Genomic DNA, 19,849 nt, shown 5'->3' on the forward strand with positions numbered 1-19,849 from the left:
CGCTAAAGCGGGCATGCCGGCCCATCCGAACGGCGTTGACAGGTGTGAGTGTCTCACACTATCGGTGATCCGGCTGGACTCGACGGATTGGGGAGGGGGCATGCTCGGCGAACAGTTGAAGGCGTACCGCGAGGCTCGCGGGCAAACGAGGGAAGACTTCGCGGCCTTTCTGAACGAGGGCCTGGACCGCTCCTACGACCGCCAGCGGATTTCGCGCTGGGAGAATGGCGGCGAGCGCATTCCGCAGGCCGTCGTCGCCTTCGTCCGCAAGCACCCGGTGCTTCCGGTCGAGAAGCCCGGCCCGGCGCTGGTGGTGTCGTTGGCGAACCAGAAGGGCGGCGTCGGCAAGACCACCGGCTGCGTCAATGTCGGCCGCATGCTGGCCGACCGCGGCTATTCCGTCGTGCTGGTGGATTCCGACCCCCAGGCCAACGCCGGCATCCATCTCAGCGTCGACGTCGTCGCCTGCGAGGACGCCGAGAAGACTCTCTATTATGTCCTCAAGGGAGTGGCGAAGGCGGAGGAATGTCTGGTCGAGACGCGCAACCCGCGCCTCCGGGTGCTGCCCTCCTCCCTCAAGCTGGCTGAGAGCGAGACCGAGCTTGCCGCCCAGCAGTTCTCGCACAACACGCTGCGCAGCCGCCTCGCCGAACTGCGCCGCAGCGTCGATTTCATCCTCATCGACTGCCCGCCCACGCTGGGGCATCTGGTGACCAACGCCCTGGTGGCCAGCGACACGGTCCTAATCCCGTGCCAGACCCAGCCGCTCGCCTTCATGGGCATGGGCACGCTGCGCAGGCAGATCGACTTCGTGCGGGAACGCGGCAATCCCACCCTGTCGTTGCTCGGCATCGTCCCGACCTTCTATTCCGGCCGCACGACCCAGGATCAGGCCACCCTGAAGGACATGCACGATACCTACGGGCAGGAGGTCCATATCTTCCCGCCGATCCCCAACACCACGCTCTACCCGCAATCCTCGGCCGGCGGCGATGCGCTGGTCGCCTTCAACGCCAAGGCGCCGGGGATCGGAACCTTCGATCTGGTGGTGCAGACCCTGATCGCGGAACGCGACCGCCGCATCGTGCCGGCCGGTCATGGAGTGATGACGCATGGCTAAGGGCATTCCGCGCTCCAACATGGGGCTTATCACCAAGAGCAGCGATCAGAACAGCGCCAGCCCGGTGCGGCTCGACAGCAATGCGCTGACCGGCAAGGCTGTGCCCTTCGAGCGGCCTTTCGCCTGCGACATCGGGCTGGTGGTGACCAATCCCGACCAGCCGCGCAAGATCTTCCGGGAAGAGGAACTGGCGTCTCTGGCCGCCTCGCTCGACCGGCATGGTCTGAAGCAGCCGATCGGTGTGCAGCAGCAGGCCAACGGCGAGTATCTTCTGGTGTGGGGCGAGCGGCGCTGGCGGGCTGCCCGGGCGCTGGGCTGGCCGACCATCACCGCGGTCCTGACCGCCGGCGATCCGCTCGAGGTGGCGCTGGTCGAGAATGTGCAGCGCGTCGACCTGTCTCCGTTCGAGCAGTCCGATGCGCTGCAGGGGCTGAAGGAGCGTCACGGCTACACGGACGAGGCGCTTGCCGGCATCGTCGGCAAGGACCGCAGCATGATCTCCAAGCTGCTCCGCCTGCAATCCCTGCCCGGGGTGATCCGCAAGGAATATGCCGAGCACGAGCCGACGCTCCGTTTCCTCCTCACCCTGAGCCGGGCGGCGTCGGAGGCGTCCGCGCTTGCCATGTGGACCCAATGGAAGAGCGGTGACGGGCTGGGAAATCCCGATCCGGACGGCGAGCCGCCACAGCGGAAGAGCGCCGGCGATGAGGGCGAGCGCTTCCCCCACAACCCCGCCGACGGCTCACCGGAAATGGCGCTGAGTGCCCTTCCGCAGCGGGTGTTCCGCGTGCTCAACCGGGCTCAGGAAACCATCAGCGCGATGGTCGAAAAGCCGCGCCCGCTGACCGATGAGGATTGGCAGCGGCTGATGCGGATGCGGTCGCTGATCGACACGCTGCTCGAACAGCGCAAGGCGTAATGGAAGGCCGTGCAATGGGAACGGTTCCCATTGCACGGCCTTCTCGGCTTTGGACGTGCCGATGACCGCCGACCCGGTCGAACGTCTGTTCCTGGCGGTCTGTTCGATGGGAACGGTTCCCATCGACCACCCCGCACCCCCGCCTTGCGCCAGGGGCAGAAGCGGTTCGCCGCCGTTTGCCAGGGACCGAACTTCATGCTTTGCCGGCCACCGAGCCCGCAGACCTGTCGAGTTAAGAGAGCCGGCGACAGGAGGGCATGGCCGCCCGTCGAAACGGTGTTGTGAAAGGGAGAGCCGATCACCACGAGCACGATACTCGTGGTGACGGTCCAAGCGCTGCCAGAGCGGTTTACTTTCATATACCTAGGCGACTCTAAGTGCGTTATTGTAACCTAGTGTCTCCTATATATCTTGGCGGTCTTTCCAACGGAGGCATGTACTCTGATGACCGCTACTGATGTCCTGTTTCGCCCATTCCGTATTGGCGCCATGGAACTGGCGAACCGCATCGTCATGGCGCCCATGACCCGCAGCTTCGCAGTGGATGGGATTCCCGGCGCGGCGCATGCGGCTTACTATCGCCGTCGGTCGGACGGCGGGGTGGGCCTTATCCTCTCCGAAGGCACGGTGATCGATCGGCCGGCGTCGCGGAACGATCCGGGCGTCCCGTTCTTTCATGGAGAGGCGGCACTGGCGGGTTGGAAGGGCGTGATCGATGCGGTTCATGATGGCGGTGCCAAGATGGGCCCACAGCTTTGGCACACCGGAGCGCTCAAGAGCTTCCTGACGGAGTGGGTGCCGGACACGCCCGTCGAAAGCCCGTCCGGATTGCAGGCACCGGGCGTCGAGCGCGGCGTTGCCATGAGCGATGGCGACATTGCCGAGACGATTGCCGCCTTTGCCCGCGCCGCCGGCGACGCAAAGCGTCTTGGCTTCGACACCATCGAACTGCACGGGGCGCACGGCTACCTGTTCGACCAGTTCTTCTGGGCCGCCACCAACCGTCGGACCGACCGTTACGGCGGTGCCACGATTCGGGAACGCTCGCGCTTTGCTGCGGAGGTCGTCGCGGCGGTCCGGGCGAGCGTCGGCCCCGACTTCCCGATCATCCTGCGTCTCAGCCAGTGGAAGGTGCAGGATTTCACCGTGCGGCTCGCGGAGACGCCGGCTCTCATGGCCGCCTGGCTGACCCCCCTGGTAGAGGCCGGCGTCGACGTCCTGCACTGCTCGCAGCGCCGATTCTGGGAGCCCGAGTTCCCGGACATCGATGGCGAGCAGGGCCTGAATTTCGCCGGCTGGGCCAAGAAGCTGACCGGAGCGGCTACGATCAGCGTCGGCTCGGTCGGCCTTGCGGGAGACTTCATGGGCGCGTTCGGCGGCGAGGGCTCGTCCGCGGCCAAACTCGACAAACTCGTGGAGCGGATGGAGCGCGATGAGTTCGACCTGATCGCCGTCGGTCGCGCCCTGATCGCCGATCCGGCATGGGTGGAGAAGGTCCGGACCGGCAACGGCAGCGCCCTGAAGGGCTTCGACGCAGCCGCGCTCACGGAACTGGTGTAGGACTTGGAAGCGGCGCTCGGCGTCGAGCGGTCCTCGCACGGCGGCGCGCCGTGACGCCGGCCTTTCGGGGACCGTCGCCGACAGTCGGGCGCGGATCGAGGCGCCCGACGAGCAGCGCCCCGACCCATGAACGGTCAGCCCTTACTGGGTGATGAGTCCGGTCATCCGAGGACGCCGAGCGCCTGCGAGGGCGGTGCCCAGATCAGACCTGCGCCATGCCTCCGTCGACCGGCAGCTCGGCTCCGGTGATGAAGCTGCTTTGGTCGCTGGCGAGGAACAGCGCGGCCGAGGCCACTTCGTCGGCACGACCCATACGGCCGAGCGGGATCAGCGTCGTCAGCGTCTCGCGCACCTCGTCGGACGCTGCCGCCATCATGGCGGTGTCGGTTGGTCCCGGTGCCACGACGTTGACGCGGATGTTGCGGGGCGCCAGCTCGTTGGCCCAGGTCCGTGCGAACGAGCGCACGGCGGCCTTGGTCGCCCCGTAGACGCCATAGCCTTTGGTGCCGATCGCGCCGGCGATCGAGCCCACCAGCACGATCGAGCCGCCATCGGGCATGATCGCCGTCGCAGCCTTGGCGGCAAACAGCAGTGCGCGCACGTTGAGACCGAAGGTCCGGTCGAAATGGTCCTCGCCGATGCCGTCGAGGGTCGCGAACTCGGAAATGCCGGCGTTGACAGCGAGCACGTCCACCCGTCCGGCCTCGCTGCCCACCGCCTCGAAGAAGGCGGCGAGCGCCGTCAGATCGGAAGCATCGACGCGGCGCGTGCGCAGCCTGCCGGCCCCAAGCTCGACCTCCCCCTCTTCCGCGCGACGACTGGTGGCGTAGACCGTGGCGCCTTCTGCCGCGAACCGCTCCGCGATGGCGCCACCGATGCCGCCATGGCCACCGACCACGACGGCGATTTTTCCTGAAAGCCCACTCATACGTCCTCACATCGCTGGTGATGACGAACAGCTATCATTCCTATATCTAATTACAAGAACGCACCTGAGGGTGCTTAGATACCAGATAGTGCTCAGATATTGAGGTGTATACCCATGGCCAGAGACGTGCTCGAACTGCCGCTGGATGTCACCGCGACGCGGCCCATCCTCGAACATATCGCCAACAAATGGACGGTGCTGATCCTGAGCGTCCTCTGCACGCAGCCGGCGCGGTTCAACGACCTCAAGCGCCGCCTCGACGGCATCACCCACAAGGCTTTGTCCGAGGCATTGAAGCGTCTGGAGCGCAACGGCCTCGTCAGTCGCAAGGTCCTGCCGACGCAGCCGATTGGCGTGGAGTACGCGATTACCGATCTCGGCTGCTCGCTGCGCGAACCCTTCGCCGCCCTTTACAACTGGTCGCTCGCCAACGGCCCCGCGATGGAAAGAGCGCAGCGCGCCTATGACACATCGAGAGGGGAGGGAGAGGAGGAGGAAGAGGAGGTCTAGCAGCCAGGGGCCATGCTGTCTCCTTCGCATACCGTCCCAGAGCGTTGCTTTGCCATCTCTGCATTCGATCAGTTTTTATCGGCCTTCATCACCCTCGTATCGCTCCATGTCAGAACCCGCCCGTCTCCTGTATGCAGTTCCAGACGGGCAACCGGGAGGCCCGTTTCAGCGGCGATCATCGAGGATCGCGGCTCATCGGGGCCATAGAGATGGTCTTCGCCCCACTGGCGCAGCGCGACGATAACGAGGAAAAGGCCGCGCCCTTTTTCGGTCAGAACATATTCCTTGTAGGCGCTGCCGTCCGAAGCCGGCGCGGTCTCCAGAATGCCGCGTTCGGTCAGATCGCGCAGCCGGGTTGCCAACATTCCCTTGGCAATGCCAAGGCCGCTCTGGAACTCGTTGAACCGTCGCACTCCGTCGAAGGCGTCGCGAATGATCAGCAGTGACCACCAATCGCCGATGACATCGAGCGCCCGCGCCACCGGGCAACCGGCATCCCAAAGACTGACCCGCTTGACCATGCCACCGGCCTCCATCACACAAAACTGGTACTAACTTAGAACTGGATTTCTTCCTGCACAAGTGGTCTCGATATGAAACCAGATTGGCTTCACAAACGGGATCGCCATGCAGAGTGCAAGGGAATCAGGGAGACGACATCAGCCGGATGGCGGTCTATCAAGAGGTACGACGCTGATCTTTGCCATTGCCGCCGGCATCAGCGTCGCGAATGTCTATTTCGCTCAGCCATTGCTCGACGCGATCGCGAGGGATTTTGGAATTTCGCCCGCTGCGATTGGACTTGTCGTGACGCTGACCCAGGTTGGCTATGCATTGGGGCTGATCTTCATCGTTCCGCTTGGGGATATGCTTGACAGCCGTCGGCTTGTCATTGGGCAGGGCCTTTTGTCGGTCGTCGCGTTGGTCGCCGTTGCGACAGCGAAAAGCGAAGGGGTTCTCTTCACCGGCCTTGCCGCGATGGGCCTGCTCGCCGTCGTGGTGCAGGTTCTGGTCGCCTTTGCCGCGACGCTGGCAGCACCTGCCGAACGGGGCAAGGCAGTCGGCACAGTAACAAGCGGCGTCGTCATCGGCATCCTCGCCGCCCGCTTCGTCGCCGGACTGCTCGCCGATGTCGGCGGCTGGCGGGCGGTCTATCTGACATCGGCCGTTCTGATGGCCGCTATGGTCGGGCTGCTGACGCGTGTTCTGCCGCGAAATCCGTTGCCGGGCAGCACCGACAGCTACGCGGAGACACTGCGCTCCATCCCCTCCCTGTTTTTTCGTGACCGGGTTCTGCTGGCGCGCGGTCTTCTCGCTCTGCTGATTTTCGCAACTTTCAGCACATTCTGGACAAGCCTGGTTCTGCCGCTCAGCAAGGCCCCTTTCAACTACTCGCACACGCAGATCGGTCTGTTCGGTCTGGTCGGTCTGGCAGGGGTGGCAGCCGCGACAGGTGCGGGACGCCTCGCGGATCGCGGTCTCGGCCAATGGACGACGGCACTGTCTCTCACGCTCCTGCTGCTGTCGTGGGGGCTGATCGCGTTTCTGCCGTCGTCGATTCCGCTTCTGCTGATCGGCGTTGTCCTGCTCGATCTTGCTGTGCAGGCGGTCCATGTCACCAACCAGAGCATCATCGTCGCTCGCTACCCGACGGCACGCAGCCGTCTCGTCGGCGGATACATGGTTTTCTATTCGATCGGCAGTGCCATTGGAGCAAGTGCCGCAACCATGGTCTACGCCCATGCCGGCTGGCACGGCGTTTCCATGCTGGGAGCAGCATTCAGTGCAGCCGCAATGGTGATTTGGGCTGGCGCGCGCCAGTTGACGGTCGGTAGCGAAGCGACGGAATGCGCCAACGGATCCTAAGATTCTGGTTTGCCGACTTCACCCTCTCTCCCATGCCAAACACCACCGCCGCCAAGCGTTTTCTGTCGAAGAGGATTTTCATGGGAGACGATCCTCTTGCGGCTGGTTCGCACATGTGGCGCGGGACAGGATGCGGCGGGCCTTGCGCGCCATCGCTTCGTCGATCATGCGGCCATCGACCACCGCGACGCCCTTGGCACTTTCAGCCAGGATACGGCGGGCTTGGGCGATCTCGGCTTCGGTCGGGGTGAATGTCGCGGTGATGGTGGATATCTGGCCGGGATGGATCGCCGCCTTGGCACCGAATCCCAGCGACAGGGCGGATGATGCTTCCCGTTGCAACCCGGCGGTGTCGGTCAAATCGAAGAAGGGGGAATCCACCGCTTCGATGCCCGCAAGCGCTGCGGCATTGATCAGCCGGGACCGCGCCGACAGAAGCGGCTCCCACGCGGTGGCGCAGCCCAGATCGGCGGACAGGTCGGCGGCACCGAAGAACAGGGCGGCTAGCCGGGGCGATGCGCGGGCGATGTCCTCCACCGCCGCGATGCCGGGGGCGGACTCGATCAGCGCCACCAGCGGCAGGGGCCTGCCCGCGCCGCTCAGAAGCGTGTCGATCCAGCGGATCGTCTCGGGACTGTCGACCTTCGGCACGATGACGAAATCCGGCCCGCCGCCTTGCGGATGGCGCATCAGGGCCAGCAGATCCTCCAGCCCTTCGGGCGTCACCGGCGTGTTGATGCGCAGCGCCCGCAGGATCGGCGCGGCGGGTGCCGCCGCCAGGGCCGTCAACGCCGCATCGCGCGCCATCGCCTTGTCGGCAGGTGGCACGGCGTCCTCCAGATCGACGATCAGGACATCGGCACCGGACCGGGCGGCACGGTCGAAGCGGTCGGGGCGCGTCGCCGGGGTGAACAGCCAGCTGCGCCGGGGCCGCCCGCCGGAAAATCCTCCGTCCCCAACCGGTTCATTCACGGTGTGCCCGCTCATGGCCTGTCTGCTCCCGGCGTGACCGCGAATTCGGCCGTCATCGCGACCTGTCCGTCCGGACCGACCGCCCATCCCTCGATCTCGCCATCCCCCCTTGCCGCCGCGTTCAGCGTGAAGGGTGCGGTGTCGAACAGCGGCCGGCGGGCGCGGAAGCGGAAACCGGCGACCCGCCGGCCCTCGGAACCGCTGGCAAGATTGCGCAGCACCAGATCCATCAGCAGGGTCGCCGTCAGCGGTCCATGCACCACCAGCCCCGGATAGCCTTCCGCCTCGCGGCAGTAGGGACGGTCGTAATGGATGCGGTGGCCGTTGAAGGTCAGGGCGGAATAGCGGAACAGCAGCACCGGATCGGGGGTGACGCTGCCGGTCCAGTCGGCCACGGGCAGGGGATCGGCGGATGGCGGGGGCGGCGCCTCGCCCGGCCTAGCGGCCTCGCGATAGACGATGTCCTGCTTTTCGCGGATGGCGACACCGGCGTCGGTCGCGATCTCATGCCTTACGCTGACGAACACCATTTTGCCCGACCGGCCGGCCTTGTGCTCCACCGATTCGATGGTGGAGGTGCGCCGCATCTCCACACCGATGGGGATCGGTGCCAGAAAGCGCATGTCGCTGCCGGCCCACATCCGGCGGGGCAGCGGCACCGGCGGCAGGAAACCGCCCTTGTGCGGGTGGCCGTCCTCGCCGATGTCCCGCTGCGGCGCGTTGGGGAGGAAATGCAGCCAGTGGCCGAGCGGCGGCAGTTCCCCCGCCGGCCAGGGCGGGGTGTCGTGGTCCAGCGTCGCCGCCAGCCCGGCGAGCGGTGCGGCGATGGCGGTGTCCGTCCGCATCTCCACCCGGCCGATCCAGTCCTTCAGAGCTTCGAAGGTCATGGCGCCACCTTGGGCGCCACCTCGAAGGCCACCTTGGGGGAATGCAGGATCTTGCCCGGATTCATGAGGTTGTGCGGATCGAAGGCACGCTTCAGCGTCGCCATCATCTCCAGTTCCACCGGCGATTTGTAGCGCGGCATCTCGTCGATGCGCAGGCGGCCGATGCCGTGCTCTGCCGAGATCGACCCGCCGAGATCGACGACGATGTCGTGGACGATGGCGTTGACCGTCGCCAGCTTCGCCCGCCATTCGGCCGGGTCGCCGTCCTCCGCCTGGATCGGGTTGTAATGGATGTTGCCGTCGCCGAGATGGCCGAAGGAGAAGGGGCGGATGCCGGGGCAGGCCCGTTCCAGCGCCGCGTCGGTGCGGTCGAGGAAGCGTGCGACGCGCGAGATCGGCACGGAAACGTCGTGCTTGAAGGACACGCCCTCGCGCTTCTGCCCTTCCGGGATGCCTTCGCGGATGCGCCACAGCGAATCGGCCTGGGCCTTCGATGCGGCGACCACGCCGTCCAGCACCTCGCCGGCCTCCATCCCCGCCTCCAGGATGCCCTCCAGCATCTCGGCCAGCCGGTTGCCGGAATCCTGGTCGGCCAACTCCACCAGCACGTACCAGGGATAGCGGTCGCGCAGGGGATCGGGCACGTCCGGCACATGTTTGCGGGCCACGTCGATGCAGGCGCGTTGGATCAGCTCGAAGGTGACGATGCGGTCGCCGGCCACGCCCTTGGCGCGGGTCAGCAGATCGACGGCGTCGCTGGGGGCCGACACGGCGACCAGGGCGGTGGCGGTGGCGCGCGGCAGCGGCGACAGCTTCAGCACCGCGGCGGTGACGATGCCCAGCGTGCCTTCGGAGCCGATGAAGATCTGCTTCAGGTCGTAGCCGGCATTGTCCTTGCGCAGGCCGCGCAGCCCGTCCCAGATCCGGCCGTCGGGCAGCACCACCTCCAGCCCGGCCACGAGGTTGCGCATGTTGCCGTAGCGCACGACCTGCACGCCGCCGGCATTGGTCGCGATGTTGCCGCCGATCTGGCAGGATCCCTCGGCGGCGAGGCTCATCGGGAACAGCCGGCCGACGTCGCGCGCCGCGCTCTGGATGTTGGCGAGGATGCAGCCGGCCTCCACCGTCATCGTGTCGTTGTCGATGTCGATTTCGCGGATGCGGTTCAGCCGGTTGGTGGAGATGACGATCTCCGATCCGTCGGCATGCGGCTGGCTGGCCCCGGTCAGGCCGGTGTTGCCACCCTGCGGCACGATCGGCGTGCGGGTTTCGGCGCAGATACGGACCACCGCGGCGAGGGCCTCGGTACTGTCGGGAAGCACCACGGCGGGCGACCGGCCGACCCAGCCGTCGCGCCAGGATTCCATGAAGGGCTTCATGGTTTCGGCGTCGGTGATCAGGCCGCGGTCGCCGACGATGGCGCGGATGGGGGCGAGCACGGCCGTCTCGAAGTCCGGCCGGAGGGTGGTCATCTGCCCGCTGGTCGGCCCGCTGGTCTGGATATCGTTCGGCAAGGGAGCTCTCCCTGGGCTTCGGGCCTGCGTCACAGCGCGCGGTAGGCCGTCTTGATGATGGTATAGAATTCGATGGCCGAACGTCCCTGCTCGCGCGGGCCGTAGCTCGACATCTTCCGCCCGCCGAAGGGGACATGGTAGTCGACGCCCGCTGTCGGCAGGTTCAGCATGGTCATGCCGGCCTGGATGTTGGCCTGGAAATGGCGGGCATGCTTCATCGAGTTGGTGACGATGCCCGACGACAGGCCGTAATCGGTGTCGTTGGCGACGGCCAGCGCCTCGTCGTAATCCCTGACGCGGATGACGCTGGCGACCGGGCCGAACACCTCTTCGCGGTTGATGGTCATGGCGTTGCCGGTTTCGGTGAACAGCGTCGGCGCCAGGAACCAGCCGCGGGTCGGCCGCTCCAGCCGCGTGCCGCCGGACGCCAGCCGGGCACCCTCGTTCAGGCCGGTATCGATGTATTGCAGGTTCTTGGTCAGCTGGAACTCGTCGATCACCGGGCCGATCTGGGTCTCCGGCAGAAGGGCATGGCCGACGCGCAGGGCCGCCATCCGCTCGACCATCGCGGCGACGAAGGCGTCGTGGATGCTGTCCTCGACGATGAAGCGGCCGGTGGCGGTGCAGCGCTGTCCGGCGTGGAAATAGGCGCTGTTGACGCCGATCTCGGCGGCGCGCTCCGGGTCGGCGTCGCCCAGCACCACCAGCGGGTTCTGGCCGCCGAGTTCGAGCTGGACGCGGATCATGTGTTCGGCGCAGCGCACGGCGATGCGCCGTCCGGTGTTGACGGACCCGGTGAAGGACACCGCGTCCACCGCATCGACCACCGCGGCGCCGACGTTCGGACCGGCGCCGATCACCAGATTGAACAGGCCGGTCGGCATGCCGTGCGCTTCAAGCGCCGACGCGATGATGCGGGTGACGGCGATGGAGATGCCGGGGGTCTTTTCCGACGGCTTCCAGATCACCGCGTTGCCGAAGGCGAGCGCCGGGGCGATCTTCCACATCGGCGTGGCGACCGGGAAGTTCCAGGGCGTCACCAGACCGATGACGCCGACCGGCTCGCGCGTCACGTCCACCTCGACCCCCGGACGCACCGAGCCCAGCGTCTCGCCCGGCGCCCGCAAGGCCTCGGCCGAGAAGAAACGGGCGAGATGGGCGGCGCGGACGATCTCGCCCAGCGCGTCGGGGATGGTCTTGCCGCCCTCGGTCGCGGCGATCCGCGCCAGTTCCTCCTTGCCGTCGAACAGCGCGCGGGAGATGGCGTCGAGCACCAGGGAACGCTGCTCCACCGTCGCGGCGCGCCAGTGCGGCTGGGCGCTTCGGGCGGCGGCCACGGCTTCGGTCACGTCGTCGGCGGTCGCCAACGTGTAGGAGCCGGCCAGCTCGTCCAGGTCCGACGGGTTGAAGATGTCGAGCCGGTCGCGGCCCGGCCGCCAGTTTCCGGCGATGAAGTTGGTGTTTTGACTGATGTCGGAATGCATGTCGGGTCTTCTCCGGAAATCCGTTCGGTCGAGGGGGGCGGCGGCCTTTAAGTCAGCCCTTGGCTCAGCCGGCGCGGGCCACCCGCTCCTTCAGGGCGGTCAGCGCCCACAGCGTTTCGATGGTCGGCACCGGCACGCCGCGGCGGCGGGCCAGTTCGAGGACGGCGGTCACGATGGGGCCGATTTCCATGCTGCGCCCGGCTTCGAAATCCTGCAGCATCGACGGCTTGTGCCCTGGAACGCCGCTGCCGCGGCCGAGCCGCTCGTCGACGTCGTCGGGCAGGTCGACGCCCCAGGCGCGGGCCACGGCCAGGCATTCGCGCATCAACCGGCCCTGGACGGCGGCCATGCCGGGCGCCTGCTCCATGGCGCCCATGGTGGCGCCGGTCAGCACGCTGGTCGGGCCGACCGCCATATTGAGCATCAGCTTGCTCCACAGCGGGATGCGGATGTCGGCGGGCAGCCGGGCGGTGGCGCCGGCGGCGTTGAAGGACCCGGCCAGCGCCGCCAGCTTTCCGGCATGGTCGCCGGGACGCGGCGCCCCGAAGGCCAGCACCGGCATGGCGCTGTGGGCGACGACGCCCGGCTCGACGATGCGGGCGGGCAGGACCTCGATCACGCAGGCGGCGATCCGCTCCGGACTGATGGCCGCCCACAGGGCGCCGCCGGGATCGACCACCTCCAGCGGCTCCGCCGTCACGTCGTCCCCGGCGCCGTACAGGTACCACCAGGGGATGCCGTTCTGCGCCGCCACCACCAGCGTGTCCGGGCTGCACAACGCCGGGAAGGACGAGGCCAGCGCCGGCAGTCCGTGCCCCTTGACCGTGACGATCACCATGTCCTGGCGGCCGAGATCGCCGGCGTCGTCGCTGGCCTGCGGCCGGCAGGCCAGCGTGCCCGTCGGCGTCCGGACGGTCAGGCCGCGCTCGCGGATCGCCGCCAGATGGGCGCCGCGCGCCAGCAGAGACACCTCGTGCCGGCCGGTCGCGGCGAGATACCCCGCCAGCGCGCCGCCCACGGCGCCGGCCCCTACGACGGCGATGCGCATGTCGTCCTCCCTTCCTGTCTCACTTGAATTCCAGCGGCGGCAGCTCGTTGTCCATGCCGCTGCCCAGGCCCTGGAACTGCTCCTCGATCTGCTTGTCGTCCAGTTTGACCGCGGCCGACTTGTAATGCATGACCATCTGCGGGAAGGCGATCACCAGCGCCACCATCACCAGCTGGATGACGACGAAGGGCACGGCTCCCCAGTAGATCTGGCTGGTCAGGACGGGCGCCGTCTCCTTCTTCGTCACGCGGTCGATGTAGGGCAGTTTCGGCGCCACCGAGCGCAGGAAGAACAAGGAGAAGCCGAAGGGCGGGTGCATGAAGCTGGTCTGCATGTTCACCGCCAGGATGATGCCGAACCACACCAGATCGATGCCCAGCCGGTCGGCCGCCGGAGCCAGCAGCGGGATGACGATGAAGGCCAGCTCGAAGAAATCGAGGAAGAAGGCGAGCAGGAACACCATCACGCTGACGGCGATCAGGAAGCCCATCTGGCCACCCGGCAGGGAGACCATCAGCTCCTCGACCCAGACATGGCCGTTGACGCCGTAGAAGGTCAGCGAGAACACCCGCGCCCCGATCAGGATGAACAGCACGAAGGCCGCCAGCTTCGCCGTCGAGTAGGTCGCCTGACGCACCATGTCGAAGCTCAGCCGCTTCTTCATCGCCGCCAGCGCCAGCGCGCCGACGGCCCCCATGGCGCCGCCCTCCGTCGGGGTGGCGAGGCCGATGAAGATGGTGCCGAGCACCAGGAAGATCAGCGCCAGCGGCGGCACCATCACGAAGGTCGCCTGCTCCGCCATCCGGGAAATCAGCCGCCGGCCGCTGGCCCGCTCCACCAGCGCCACCGCCAGGGCGTAGAGCGCACCGGCCGCGATTGAATCGCCCAGCAGCGCCAGCGTGGTCGAGCCGTTCAGCGTCAGCCACGCCGCTCCCGCCGTCAGCGCCGCCGTCACCACGGCTTGCAGCGCCAGACGCTGCGCGCCGAAGGACCGGTTGAAGGTGGCGGCCAGGAAGGCCACCGTCACCGCCACCGACAGCAGCAGCACGACATAATCGGCGCCGGACTTCACCCCGGTGCGCCCCATCACCCAATAGGCCATGGCGCCCGAGAACAGCGCCAGCACGCCGAGCTGCCAGACGCCGCGCGCGCCGTTGGGCTCGCGGTAGGCGATGGCTTCCGGCGGCAGGCCGGGGGCGGCCTTGGGCCAGATCAGCGAGACGACGAAGACGTAGAGGGCGTACAGGCCGGCCAGCAGCAGGCCGGGGATGAAGGCGGCCTCGTACATGTCGCCGACGGAGCGGCCGAGCTGGTCGGCCATGACGATCAGCACCAGGGACGGCGGGATGATCTGGGCCAGCGTGCCGGACGCGGCGATGATGCCCGACGCCAGACGGCGGTCATAGCCGTAGCGCAGCATGATCGGCAGCGAGATCAGGCCCATGGAGATCACCGAGGCGGCGACCACGCCAGTCGTCGCCGCCAGCAGCGCGCCGACGAAGATGACGGCATAGGCGAGCCCGCCGCGGATCGAGCCGAACAGCTGCCCGATGGTGTCGAGCAGATCCTCGGCCATTCCTGAACGCTCCAGCACCAGCCCCATGAAGGTGAAGAAGGGCACGGCAAGCAGCACGTCGTTGTTCATCGTGCCGTAGATGCGTTCCGGCAGCGCCTGGAACAGGTCGGGCCGGAACAGGCCCAGCTCGATGCCGATCAGGCCGAACAGCAGGCCGTTGGCGGCCAGTGCGAAGGCGACCGGATAGCCCAGCAGCAGCATGACCACCAGCACGCCGAACATGATCGGCGCCATGTTGTGGCCGAACCAGCCGCGCCAGCCGTCCTGTTCGGCGAGCGCGCCGGCGCCGGGCACCGGAAGCACGTAGAGCGCCACGGCGACGGCGGCCAGCAGCAGCAGGGAGATGACGGACAGCCGGACGGTGCGCGGCGAAAGGGAGGGGGAGGTCGTGCTCATCGCGCGTCTACCGGCTGGGAATGGTGTCGGGAGGGGGGGTCCGCTCGCGCTCGGCGGCGAGCAGCCGCTCGGCCTCGGCCTCGGCGGCCGCCTGATGGCCTCCGGCCCGCTGGGTTCCATTCTCCAGATGGCCGGCCATGATCGCGGCACGCTTGGCCAGCTCCGACAGGCCCTGGATGAACAGCACGGTGAAGCCTAGCGGAATCAGCAGCTTCGCCGGCCATTGCGGCAGGCCGCCGGCGTTCATCGACTGTTCCTCGATGGCGTAGGAGGCAAGCGCGAAGGGCCAGGAGGTGATCATCATCACGAAGCTGAAGGGCAGCAGGAAGGCGATATGGCCGAACAGGTCGATGCCGTCGCGCGCGCGCTTCGTCAGCATCGCATTCACGATGTCGATGCGGATGTGCTCGTCCTCCCGCAACGTCCAGGGCGAGCAGAGCAGGAACACCGCGGCGAACAGCACCCATTGCAGTTCCAGCCACGAGTTGGAGCTGACGTCGAACAGCTTGCGGATCACGGCGTTGACCGCCGAAACCAGGATCGCCAGCAGGATCAGCCAGGATATCGCCTTGCCCAGCCGCACGGTGACCGCGTCGACCAGCCGGCAGACCCCGACCAGGGCCGTCATCAGGGGGGAGGGGGGTGAGCTCGTCATGGAGGGCAGCTTCTCCCGGAAGGCCGATCGCGACCGTCGCGACGATGCCAAGGGGCCGGGGGCGGCGGTGCCGGCACCCGGCCCCTTGGCTGGGAAATCGTGAAGGAGCGGCGGCCGATCAGCGCCGCGTCAGGCGGAGGGTCGCGCTGTCATAGGCATATTCCGAAGCCTGCAACCATAGATTGGAATCGTTCTGGAAGCGGCGATAGCTCTCGTAGAACTTCTTGAAGGCCGGATTCTTGTCCGACAGCTCGTCGTAAAGCTCCATCGCCGCCTTGTGGCTGGCTTGCAGCACGTCCTGCGGGAAGGCGCGCAGCTTGGCGCCATTGGCGACCACGCGCTTCAGCGCGGCCGGGTTCAGCACGTCGTAGCGCGCCACGCTGTCGATGTTCGCCAGCGCCGCCGCCGCCGTCAGTGCCGCTTGATAATGCTTCGGCAGGTCGTTCCAGCGCTTGGTGTTGATGAAGAAATGCTGGAGCGAGGTGCCGTCCCACCAGCCTGGATAGTAATAGTTGGGGGCGATCTTGTAGAGCCCGAGCTTCTCGTCGTCGTAGGGGCCGTTGAACTCGGCGGCGTCGATGGTGCCGCGTTCCAGCGCCGGATAGATGTCGCCGCCGCCGACCTGCTGCGCCACCACGCCGAGCTTGGCCAGGATCTGGCCGCCCAGGCCGGAGATGCGGAACTTCAGCCCCTTCAGATCCTCGACGCTCTTGATCTCGTTGCGGAACCAGCCGCCCATCTGCGCGCCGGTGTTGCCGCCGGCCAGCGCCTTGAGATTGTAGCCGGCGTAGAACTCCTCCAGCAGCTTGCCGCCTTCGCCGTGATAGAACCAGGCGTTCTGCTGGCGGGTGTTCAGCCCGAAGGGCAGGCAGCAGCCGAAGGCGAAGGCCGGATCCTTGCCGACATAGTAGTAGGACGCGGTGTGGCACATCTCGACCGTGTCGTTGCTGGCGGCATCCAGCGCCTGGAGCGCCGGGACCACCTCGCCGGCGGCGAAGACCTGGATCTGGAACTTGCCGTCGGTGGCCTCGGCGACGTTCTTCGCCATCACCTCGGCGCTGCCGTAGAGCACGTCGATGTTCTTCGGGAAGCTGGACACGCAGCGCCAGCGGATCGTCGGTTCCGATTGCGCGATGGCCGGAGCCGCAAGCGTGGAGGCACCGGCGGCGACGGCGGCACCCTTGAAGAATTGACGGCGCTTCATGCTGTTGTTCCTCCCGAAGTTCTTGTTGTGTGACGGCACGGCGACGGTTGATTATCCACAACCGCTTTTCTCGGCATGACATCCATCGAACCGGTTAAGAGCAGATGGAAATCGTGGCTTGCGGTGTCTGGCGGTGGGCGCGACATCTCCTTGCTCGCGGTGTCCGGGGAATTGGCGGCGGCTGGTCCCGGGGACGATGGTGACTGTCCGGGAACGGACGGGTCGATGTGGTGACCCTGACAGTGGAGCAACCGTCCGCACAGAGGAATGTGTTTCGTGGGCATACCAGCCATAAGCTGGGCAAGCCATCAGCCACACGAACCTTTTCCGCTAAGTCCCATAGCCCCCGCAAAACCGGAGTGCCTGCTGACGGTTTGCTATGCCCGCAATGAATATCTGTTACAGGCACGCCATGCGCTCCGCGATGCGAGGCTGATCGGTAGTCTGTGGGGAACGGTTCCCAATAGCCTCAAACGACGGATGTTCAACCGCATGAACGGTAAGCGCCATGTCTAGGCCGTCCTCTCCGCTCAACGCCGCCGGGGCTGCCTATCTGGAAGCGTTGCAGGAACGTTTCCGCGACGATCCCGCATCGGTGGACGTGAGCTGGCGCGCCGTCTTCCAGATCCTGGACGAGCTGGGCGCGGTCGCTCCGGACTTGTCGGCATCCGGTGGCCCGGCGTCCGGGCCGCTGTCACTGCAGCACGAGGAAATCCGCCAGCGCGGCCATGCCGCCGCCGCCCTCGATCCGCTGGGCCGCGCTGCGCCTCCCGCCGGGCCGGCGTCGGGGGATGCGGAGACCATGAGGCTGCGCCGGCTCTATCAGGGCACGCTGACGCTGGAAACCGCCCATATCGACGATCCGGCCCTGCGGTCCTGGCTGCGCGACGCCTATGAGGGAGCGGCTGATGTTCCGTCGGCCGAGGCCCGTCGCCGGGCGCTGTCGCTGCTGAGCGCGGCGGAGGAGTTCGAAAGGCTGCTCGGCACCCGATACCCGACGAAGAAGCGGTTCGGCGCGGAGGGGATGGAGACGCTGATTCCGCTGCTGGACCGCATCCTCGCCGCGGCGGCAGCGGCGGGCGTCACCGAGGTGCAGGTCGGGACCATGCATCGCGGCCGGCTCAGCCTGATGGCCAACGTGCTGGGCAAGCCTCTGGTCGAGCTGTTCGCCGGGATCAAGGGCATGCATCCCTTCCAGGCCGACCCGCCGGTCCCTGCCGATGTCCCCTATCACATGGGGGTGGAAAGCAGCCTGTCCTTCGGCGACGGCACGATGGCGCTGACCCTGTCCCCCAACCCGTCGCATCTGGAGGCGATCAATCCGGTCACTCTGGGCCGTGCGCGGGCGCGTCAGGATCTGGTCCGCGAGCAGGGTGGCGAGGCGCGCCGGGTGCTGTGCGTGCTGCTGCACACCGATGCCAGCGTGATCGGCCAGGGCAGCGTGACCGAGGCGCTGCAACTGTCCGGCGTCGTCGGCTTCACCGTCGCCGGCACCATCCATGTCATCGTCAACAACCAGATCGGCTTCACCACCGACCGCGACGAGGCGCGGACCTCCCTCCATTGCACCGGGCTGTGGAAAGCGGTGGACAGCCCCATCCTGCACGTCAACGCCGACGATCCGGACGCGGCGCTGCGGGCCGCCGACCTCGCGGTTGCCCTCCGGCAGACGCACGGGCGCGATGCGGTGATCGACCTCGTCGGCTACCGCCGCAACGGTCACAACGAGATCGACGAGCCGCGCTTCACCCAGCCGCTGGATTACGCGGCCATCGACGCCCACCCGCCCGTCCGCGCGCTCTATGCCAAGCGCCTCGCCGCCGAAGGGGCGGTCGGGGAGGGCGACATTGACGCTCTTGCCGCCGGTCACAAGGCCCGCTTCCAGGAGGCGTTGGCTGCCGCCGCCGATTACCGGCCGAACCATGACGGCTTCCCCGGCGGACGCTGGGCGCCGTTCGCGTCCGGCGGTTCAACAGCGGCCGAACCGGACACCGGCATCGGCCCCGACCGGCTGCGGGCTCTGCTGGCGGCGCTGGCCGCCATTCCGGATGGCCTGACCGTCGACCGCAAGGTGGAGCGCGTCATCCGCCGCCGCGCCGAGGAGCCGCTGGACTGGGCGACCGGCGAGGCGCTGGCCTTCGCCACGCTGCTGGCCGACGGGGTGCCGGTGCGGCTGACCGGCCAGGACGTGGTGCGTGGCGCCTTTTCCCACCGGCATTTCGCCCTGACCGATACCGTCACCGGGAAGCGCCATGTCAGCCTGAACCATCTGGGCGTCGCCCAGGCTCGCTTCGACGTGGTCAACAGCCCGCTGTCGGAATATGCCGTACTCGGCTTCGAATACGGCTACAGCCTGGAACGGCCCGACGCGCTGGTGATCTGGGAGGCGCAGTTCGGCGATTTCGCCAACGGCGCCCAGATCCTGATCGACCAGTTCATCGTCAGCGCGGAAGACAAGTGGCGTCAGCCCTCCGGCCTCGTCATCCTGCTGCCGCACGGTCTGGAAGGGCAGGGGCCGGAGCATTCCTCCGCCCGGCCGGAGCGCTTCCTCCAGATGGCGGCGCGCGACAACATCCGCATCGCGCATCCGTCCACCCCGGCGAACTATTTCCACCTGCTGCGCCGGCAGATTCTGCGGCGTGACCGCAAGCCGCTGGTGGTGCTGAGCCCGAAGACCCTGCTGCGCCTGCCGGCGGCGGTGTCGACGCTGGCCGATGTCGCGCCCGGCACCGGATTCCAGCCGGTCGTCGTCAGCGCCGGCGAGCGCGTCGGCCGCATCCTGCTGTGCAGCGGCAAGCTGGCTTACGAGCTGGAGCGGGAGCGGTCCGCCCTGGACGCCGGGGATGTCGCCGTGGTGCGGCTGGAGATGCTGTATCCCCTGCCCGCGGCCGAGCTGTTGGCCCTGTTCCGCCGTTGGCCGGAGGCATCCTGCCTGTGGGTGCAGGAAGAGCCGGAAAACCTGGGCGCCTGGACCTACCTCGACCGCCGGCTGGAGTCCTTGCGGGAAGCGGCCGGCTGCGCCGAGCCGCGCGTCGCCTGCGTGGCCCGCGCCGAAGCGGCCTCTCCCGCCGGCAGCTTCCACGGCGACCATGACGCCGACCAGCGCCGGCTGGTGGAGCGGGCCTTAGCCGGGCTCGCCGCCTCCCTGCCGTCCCGCGAAAAGGCTGCGGCGGCGGAGTGACGACCCGGCCGTCCCCCGTGGCGGCCGGA

The 19,849-nt window shown here is 67.4% G+C and carries 16 protein-coding genes; 6 read left to right on the forward strand and 10 right to left on the reverse strand.

Translation table 11 applies throughout. The features are described 5' to 3' along the window. Positions 1-100: 100 nt before the first annotated feature. The 3 genes from ABNQ38_RS34420 (at position 101) to ABNQ38_RS34430 (ending at position 3,599) form a co-directional block, all read left to right on the forward strand. On the forward strand, positions 101-1,120 hold the full coding sequence (locus ABNQ38_RS34420; protein ID WP_377811366.1) for an AAA family ATPase: 1,020 nt from the start codon (positions 101-103) through the stop codon (positions 1,118-1,120). Beyond that, a complete protein-coding gene (locus ABNQ38_RS34425) occupies positions 1,113-2,039 on the forward strand; it encodes a ParB/RepB/Spo0J family partition protein (RefSeq protein WP_377811367.1) in 927 nt (308 codons plus the stop codon). Before ABNQ38_RS34420 ends, ABNQ38_RS34425 begins: the two co-directional genes overlap by 8 nt. Before the next feature lie 444 nt (positions 2,040-2,483). After that, the gene (locus ABNQ38_RS34430; RefSeq protein ID WP_377811368.1) at positions 2,484-3,599 is read left to right on the forward strand and encodes an NADH:flavin oxidoreductase; all 1,116 of its coding nucleotides are present in this window, start codon (positions 2,484-2,486) and stop codon (positions 3,597-3,599) included. A 202-nt stretch (positions 3,600-3,801) separates the two neighbouring features. Here the strand turns inward: ABNQ38_RS34430 and ABNQ38_RS34435 are convergent, their stop codons facing one another. Continuing rightward, positions 3,802-4,527 (reverse strand): SDR family NAD(P)-dependent oxidoreductase, encoded by a 726-nt coding sequence (locus ABNQ38_RS34435; protein WP_377811369.1) that lies wholly within the window; start codon positions 4,525-4,527, stop codon positions 3,802-3,804. A gap of 114 nt (positions 4,528-4,641) precedes the next feature. Between ABNQ38_RS34435 and ABNQ38_RS34440 the strand changes: the two genes are divergently transcribed. Next, complete coding sequence (locus ABNQ38_RS34440) at positions 4,642-5,037, forward strand: winged helix-turn-helix transcriptional regulator (protein ID WP_377811370.1); 396 nt, start codon at positions 4,642-4,644, stop codon at positions 5,035-5,037. A gap of 68 nt (positions 5,038-5,105) precedes the next feature. Here the strand turns inward: ABNQ38_RS34440 and ABNQ38_RS34445 are convergent, their stop codons facing one another. Then, positions 5,106-5,558, reverse strand: coding sequence for a winged helix-turn-helix transcriptional regulator (locus ABNQ38_RS34445; RefSeq protein ID WP_377811371.1), 453 nt, complete (start codon positions 5,556-5,558; stop codon positions 5,106-5,108). A gap of 106 nt (positions 5,559-5,664) precedes the next feature. Here ABNQ38_RS34445 and ABNQ38_RS34450 point away from each other — a divergent pair, with 106 nt between their 5' ends. Next, positions 5,665-6,903, forward strand: a complete 1,239-nt coding sequence (locus tag ABNQ38_RS34450) for an MFS transporter (protein WP_377811372.1) — start codon at positions 5,665-5,667, stop codon at positions 6,901-6,903. Between the two features lie 78 nt (positions 6,904-6,981). Here ABNQ38_RS34450 and ABNQ38_RS34455 read toward each other — a convergent pair whose 3' ends face one another. The 8 genes from ABNQ38_RS34455 to ABNQ38_RS34490 all read right to left on the reverse strand — a co-directional run bounded on the left by ABNQ38_RS34455 (position 6,982) and on the right by ABNQ38_RS34490 (position 16,639). Then, positions 6,982-7,890, reverse strand: coding sequence for an aldolase/citrate lyase family protein (locus ABNQ38_RS34455; protein WP_377811373.1), 909 nt, complete (start codon positions 7,888-7,890; stop codon positions 6,982-6,984). Further along, positions 7,887-8,762 carry a MaoC family dehydratase N-terminal domain-containing protein gene (locus tag ABNQ38_RS34460; protein ID WP_377811374.1) on the reverse strand — a complete coding sequence of 292 codons (876 nt, stop codon included), beginning with the start codon at positions 8,760-8,762 and terminating at the stop codon, positions 7,887-7,889. Before ABNQ38_RS34460 ends, ABNQ38_RS34455 begins: the two co-directional genes overlap by 4 nt. Further along, positions 8,759-10,234 carry an FAD-binding oxidoreductase gene (locus ABNQ38_RS34465; protein ID WP_377811451.1) on the reverse strand — a complete coding sequence of 492 codons (1,476 nt, stop codon included), beginning with the start codon at positions 10,232-10,234 and terminating at the stop codon, positions 8,759-8,761. Before ABNQ38_RS34465 ends, ABNQ38_RS34460 begins: the two co-directional genes overlap by 4 nt. 71 nt (positions 10,235-10,305) lie before the next feature. After that, positions 10,306-11,760 (reverse strand): aldehyde dehydrogenase family protein, encoded by a 1,455-nt coding sequence (locus ABNQ38_RS34470; RefSeq protein ID WP_377811375.1) that lies wholly within the window; start codon positions 11,758-11,760, stop codon positions 10,306-10,308. Positions 11,761-11,824: 64 nt separating this feature from the next. Beyond that, positions 11,825-12,808 (reverse strand): ketopantoate reductase family protein, encoded by a 984-nt coding sequence (locus ABNQ38_RS34475; RefSeq protein WP_377811376.1) that lies wholly within the window; start codon positions 12,806-12,808, stop codon positions 11,825-11,827. A 19-nt stretch (positions 12,809-12,827) separates the two neighbouring features. Next, positions 12,828-14,618, reverse strand: a complete 1,791-nt coding sequence (locus ABNQ38_RS34480; RefSeq protein WP_377811452.1) for a TRAP transporter large permease subunit — start codon at positions 14,616-14,618, stop codon at positions 12,828-12,830. Positions 14,619-14,787: 169 nt separating this feature from the next. Beyond that, complete coding sequence (locus tag ABNQ38_RS34485) at positions 14,788-15,408, reverse strand: TRAP transporter small permease subunit (RefSeq protein WP_377811453.1); 621 nt, start codon at positions 15,406-15,408, stop codon at positions 14,788-14,790. Positions 15,409-15,553: 145 nt separating this feature from the next. Beyond that, positions 15,554-16,639 carry a TRAP transporter substrate-binding protein gene (locus tag ABNQ38_RS34490; RefSeq protein ID WP_109047777.1) on the reverse strand — a complete coding sequence of 362 codons (1,086 nt, stop codon included), beginning with the start codon at positions 16,637-16,639 and terminating at the stop codon, positions 15,554-15,556. Positions 16,640-17,147: 508 nt separating this feature from the next. Between ABNQ38_RS34490 and ABNQ38_RS34495 the strand changes: the two genes are divergently transcribed. Then, complete coding sequence (locus tag ABNQ38_RS34495) at positions 17,148-19,820, forward strand: 2-oxoglutarate dehydrogenase E1 component (protein WP_377811377.1); 2,673 nt, start codon at positions 17,148-17,150, stop codon at positions 19,818-19,820. Positions 19,821-19,849: the final 29 nt, after the last annotated feature.

It is taken from the genome of Azospirillum sp. A29 (genome assembly GCF_042604625.1).
Taxonomy (GTDB): Bacteria; Pseudomonadota; Alphaproteobacteria; order Azospirillales; family Azospirillaceae; genus Azospirillum; species Azospirillum palustre.

Excerpts from the sequence above, each read along its gene's own strand:
- ABNQ38_RS34420 (WP_377811366.1), top strand. The coding sequence starts at position 101 with ATGCTCGGCGAACAGTTGAAGGCGTACCGCGAGGCTCGCGGGCAAACG.
- ABNQ38_RS34425 (WP_377811367.1), top strand. The coding sequence starts at position 1,113 with ATGGCTAAGGGCATTCCGCGCTCCAACATGGGGCTTATCACCAAGAGC.
- ABNQ38_RS34430 (WP_377811368.1), top strand. The coding sequence starts at position 2,484 with ATGACCGCTACTGATGTCCTGTTTCGCCCATTCCGTATTGGCGCCATG.
- ABNQ38_RS34435 (WP_377811369.1), bottom strand. The coding sequence starts at position 4,527 with ATGAGTGGGCTTTCAGGAAAAATCGCCGTCGTGGTCGGTGGCCATGGC.
- ABNQ38_RS34440 (WP_377811370.1), top strand. The coding sequence starts at position 4,642 with ATGGCCAGAGACGTGCTCGAACTGCCGCTGGATGTCACCGCGACGCGG.
- ABNQ38_RS34445 (WP_377811371.1), bottom strand. The coding sequence starts at position 5,558 with ATGGTCAAGCGGGTCAGTCTTTGGGATGCCGGTTGCCCGGTGGCGCGG.
- ABNQ38_RS34450 (WP_377811372.1), top strand. The coding sequence starts at position 5,665 with ATGCAGAGTGCAAGGGAATCAGGGAGACGACATCAGCCGGATGGCGGT.
- ABNQ38_RS34455 (WP_377811373.1), bottom strand. The coding sequence starts at position 7,890 with ATGAGCGGGCACACCGTGAATGAACCGGTTGGGGACGGAGGATTTTCC.
- ABNQ38_RS34460 (WP_377811374.1), bottom strand. The coding sequence starts at position 8,762 with ATGACCTTCGAAGCTCTGAAGGACTGGATCGGCCGGGTGGAGATGCGG.
- ABNQ38_RS34465 (WP_377811451.1), bottom strand. The coding sequence starts at position 10,234 with ATGACCACCCTCCGGCCGGACTTCGAGACGGCCGTGCTCGCCCCCATC.
- ABNQ38_RS34470 (WP_377811375.1), bottom strand. The coding sequence starts at position 11,760 with ATGCATTCCGACATCAGTCAAAACACCAACTTCATCGCCGGAAACTGG.
- ABNQ38_RS34475 (WP_377811376.1), bottom strand. The coding sequence starts at position 12,808 with ATGCGCATCGCCGTCGTAGGGGCCGGCGCCGTGGGCGGCGCGCTGGCG.
- ABNQ38_RS34480 (WP_377811452.1), bottom strand. The coding sequence starts at position 14,618 with ATGGCGCCGATCATGTTCGGCGTGCTGGTGGTCATGCTGCTGCTGGGC.
- ABNQ38_RS34485 (WP_377811453.1), bottom strand. The coding sequence starts at position 15,408 with ATGACGGCCCTGGTCGGGGTCTGCCGGCTGGTCGACGCGGTCACCGTG.
- ABNQ38_RS34490 (WP_109047777.1), bottom strand. The coding sequence starts at position 16,639 with ATGAAGCGCCGTCAATTCTTCAAGGGTGCCGCCGTCGCCGCCGGTGCC.
- ABNQ38_RS34495 (WP_377811377.1), top strand. The coding sequence starts at position 17,148 with ATGTCTAGGCCGTCCTCTCCGCTCAACGCCGCCGGGGCTGCCTATCTG.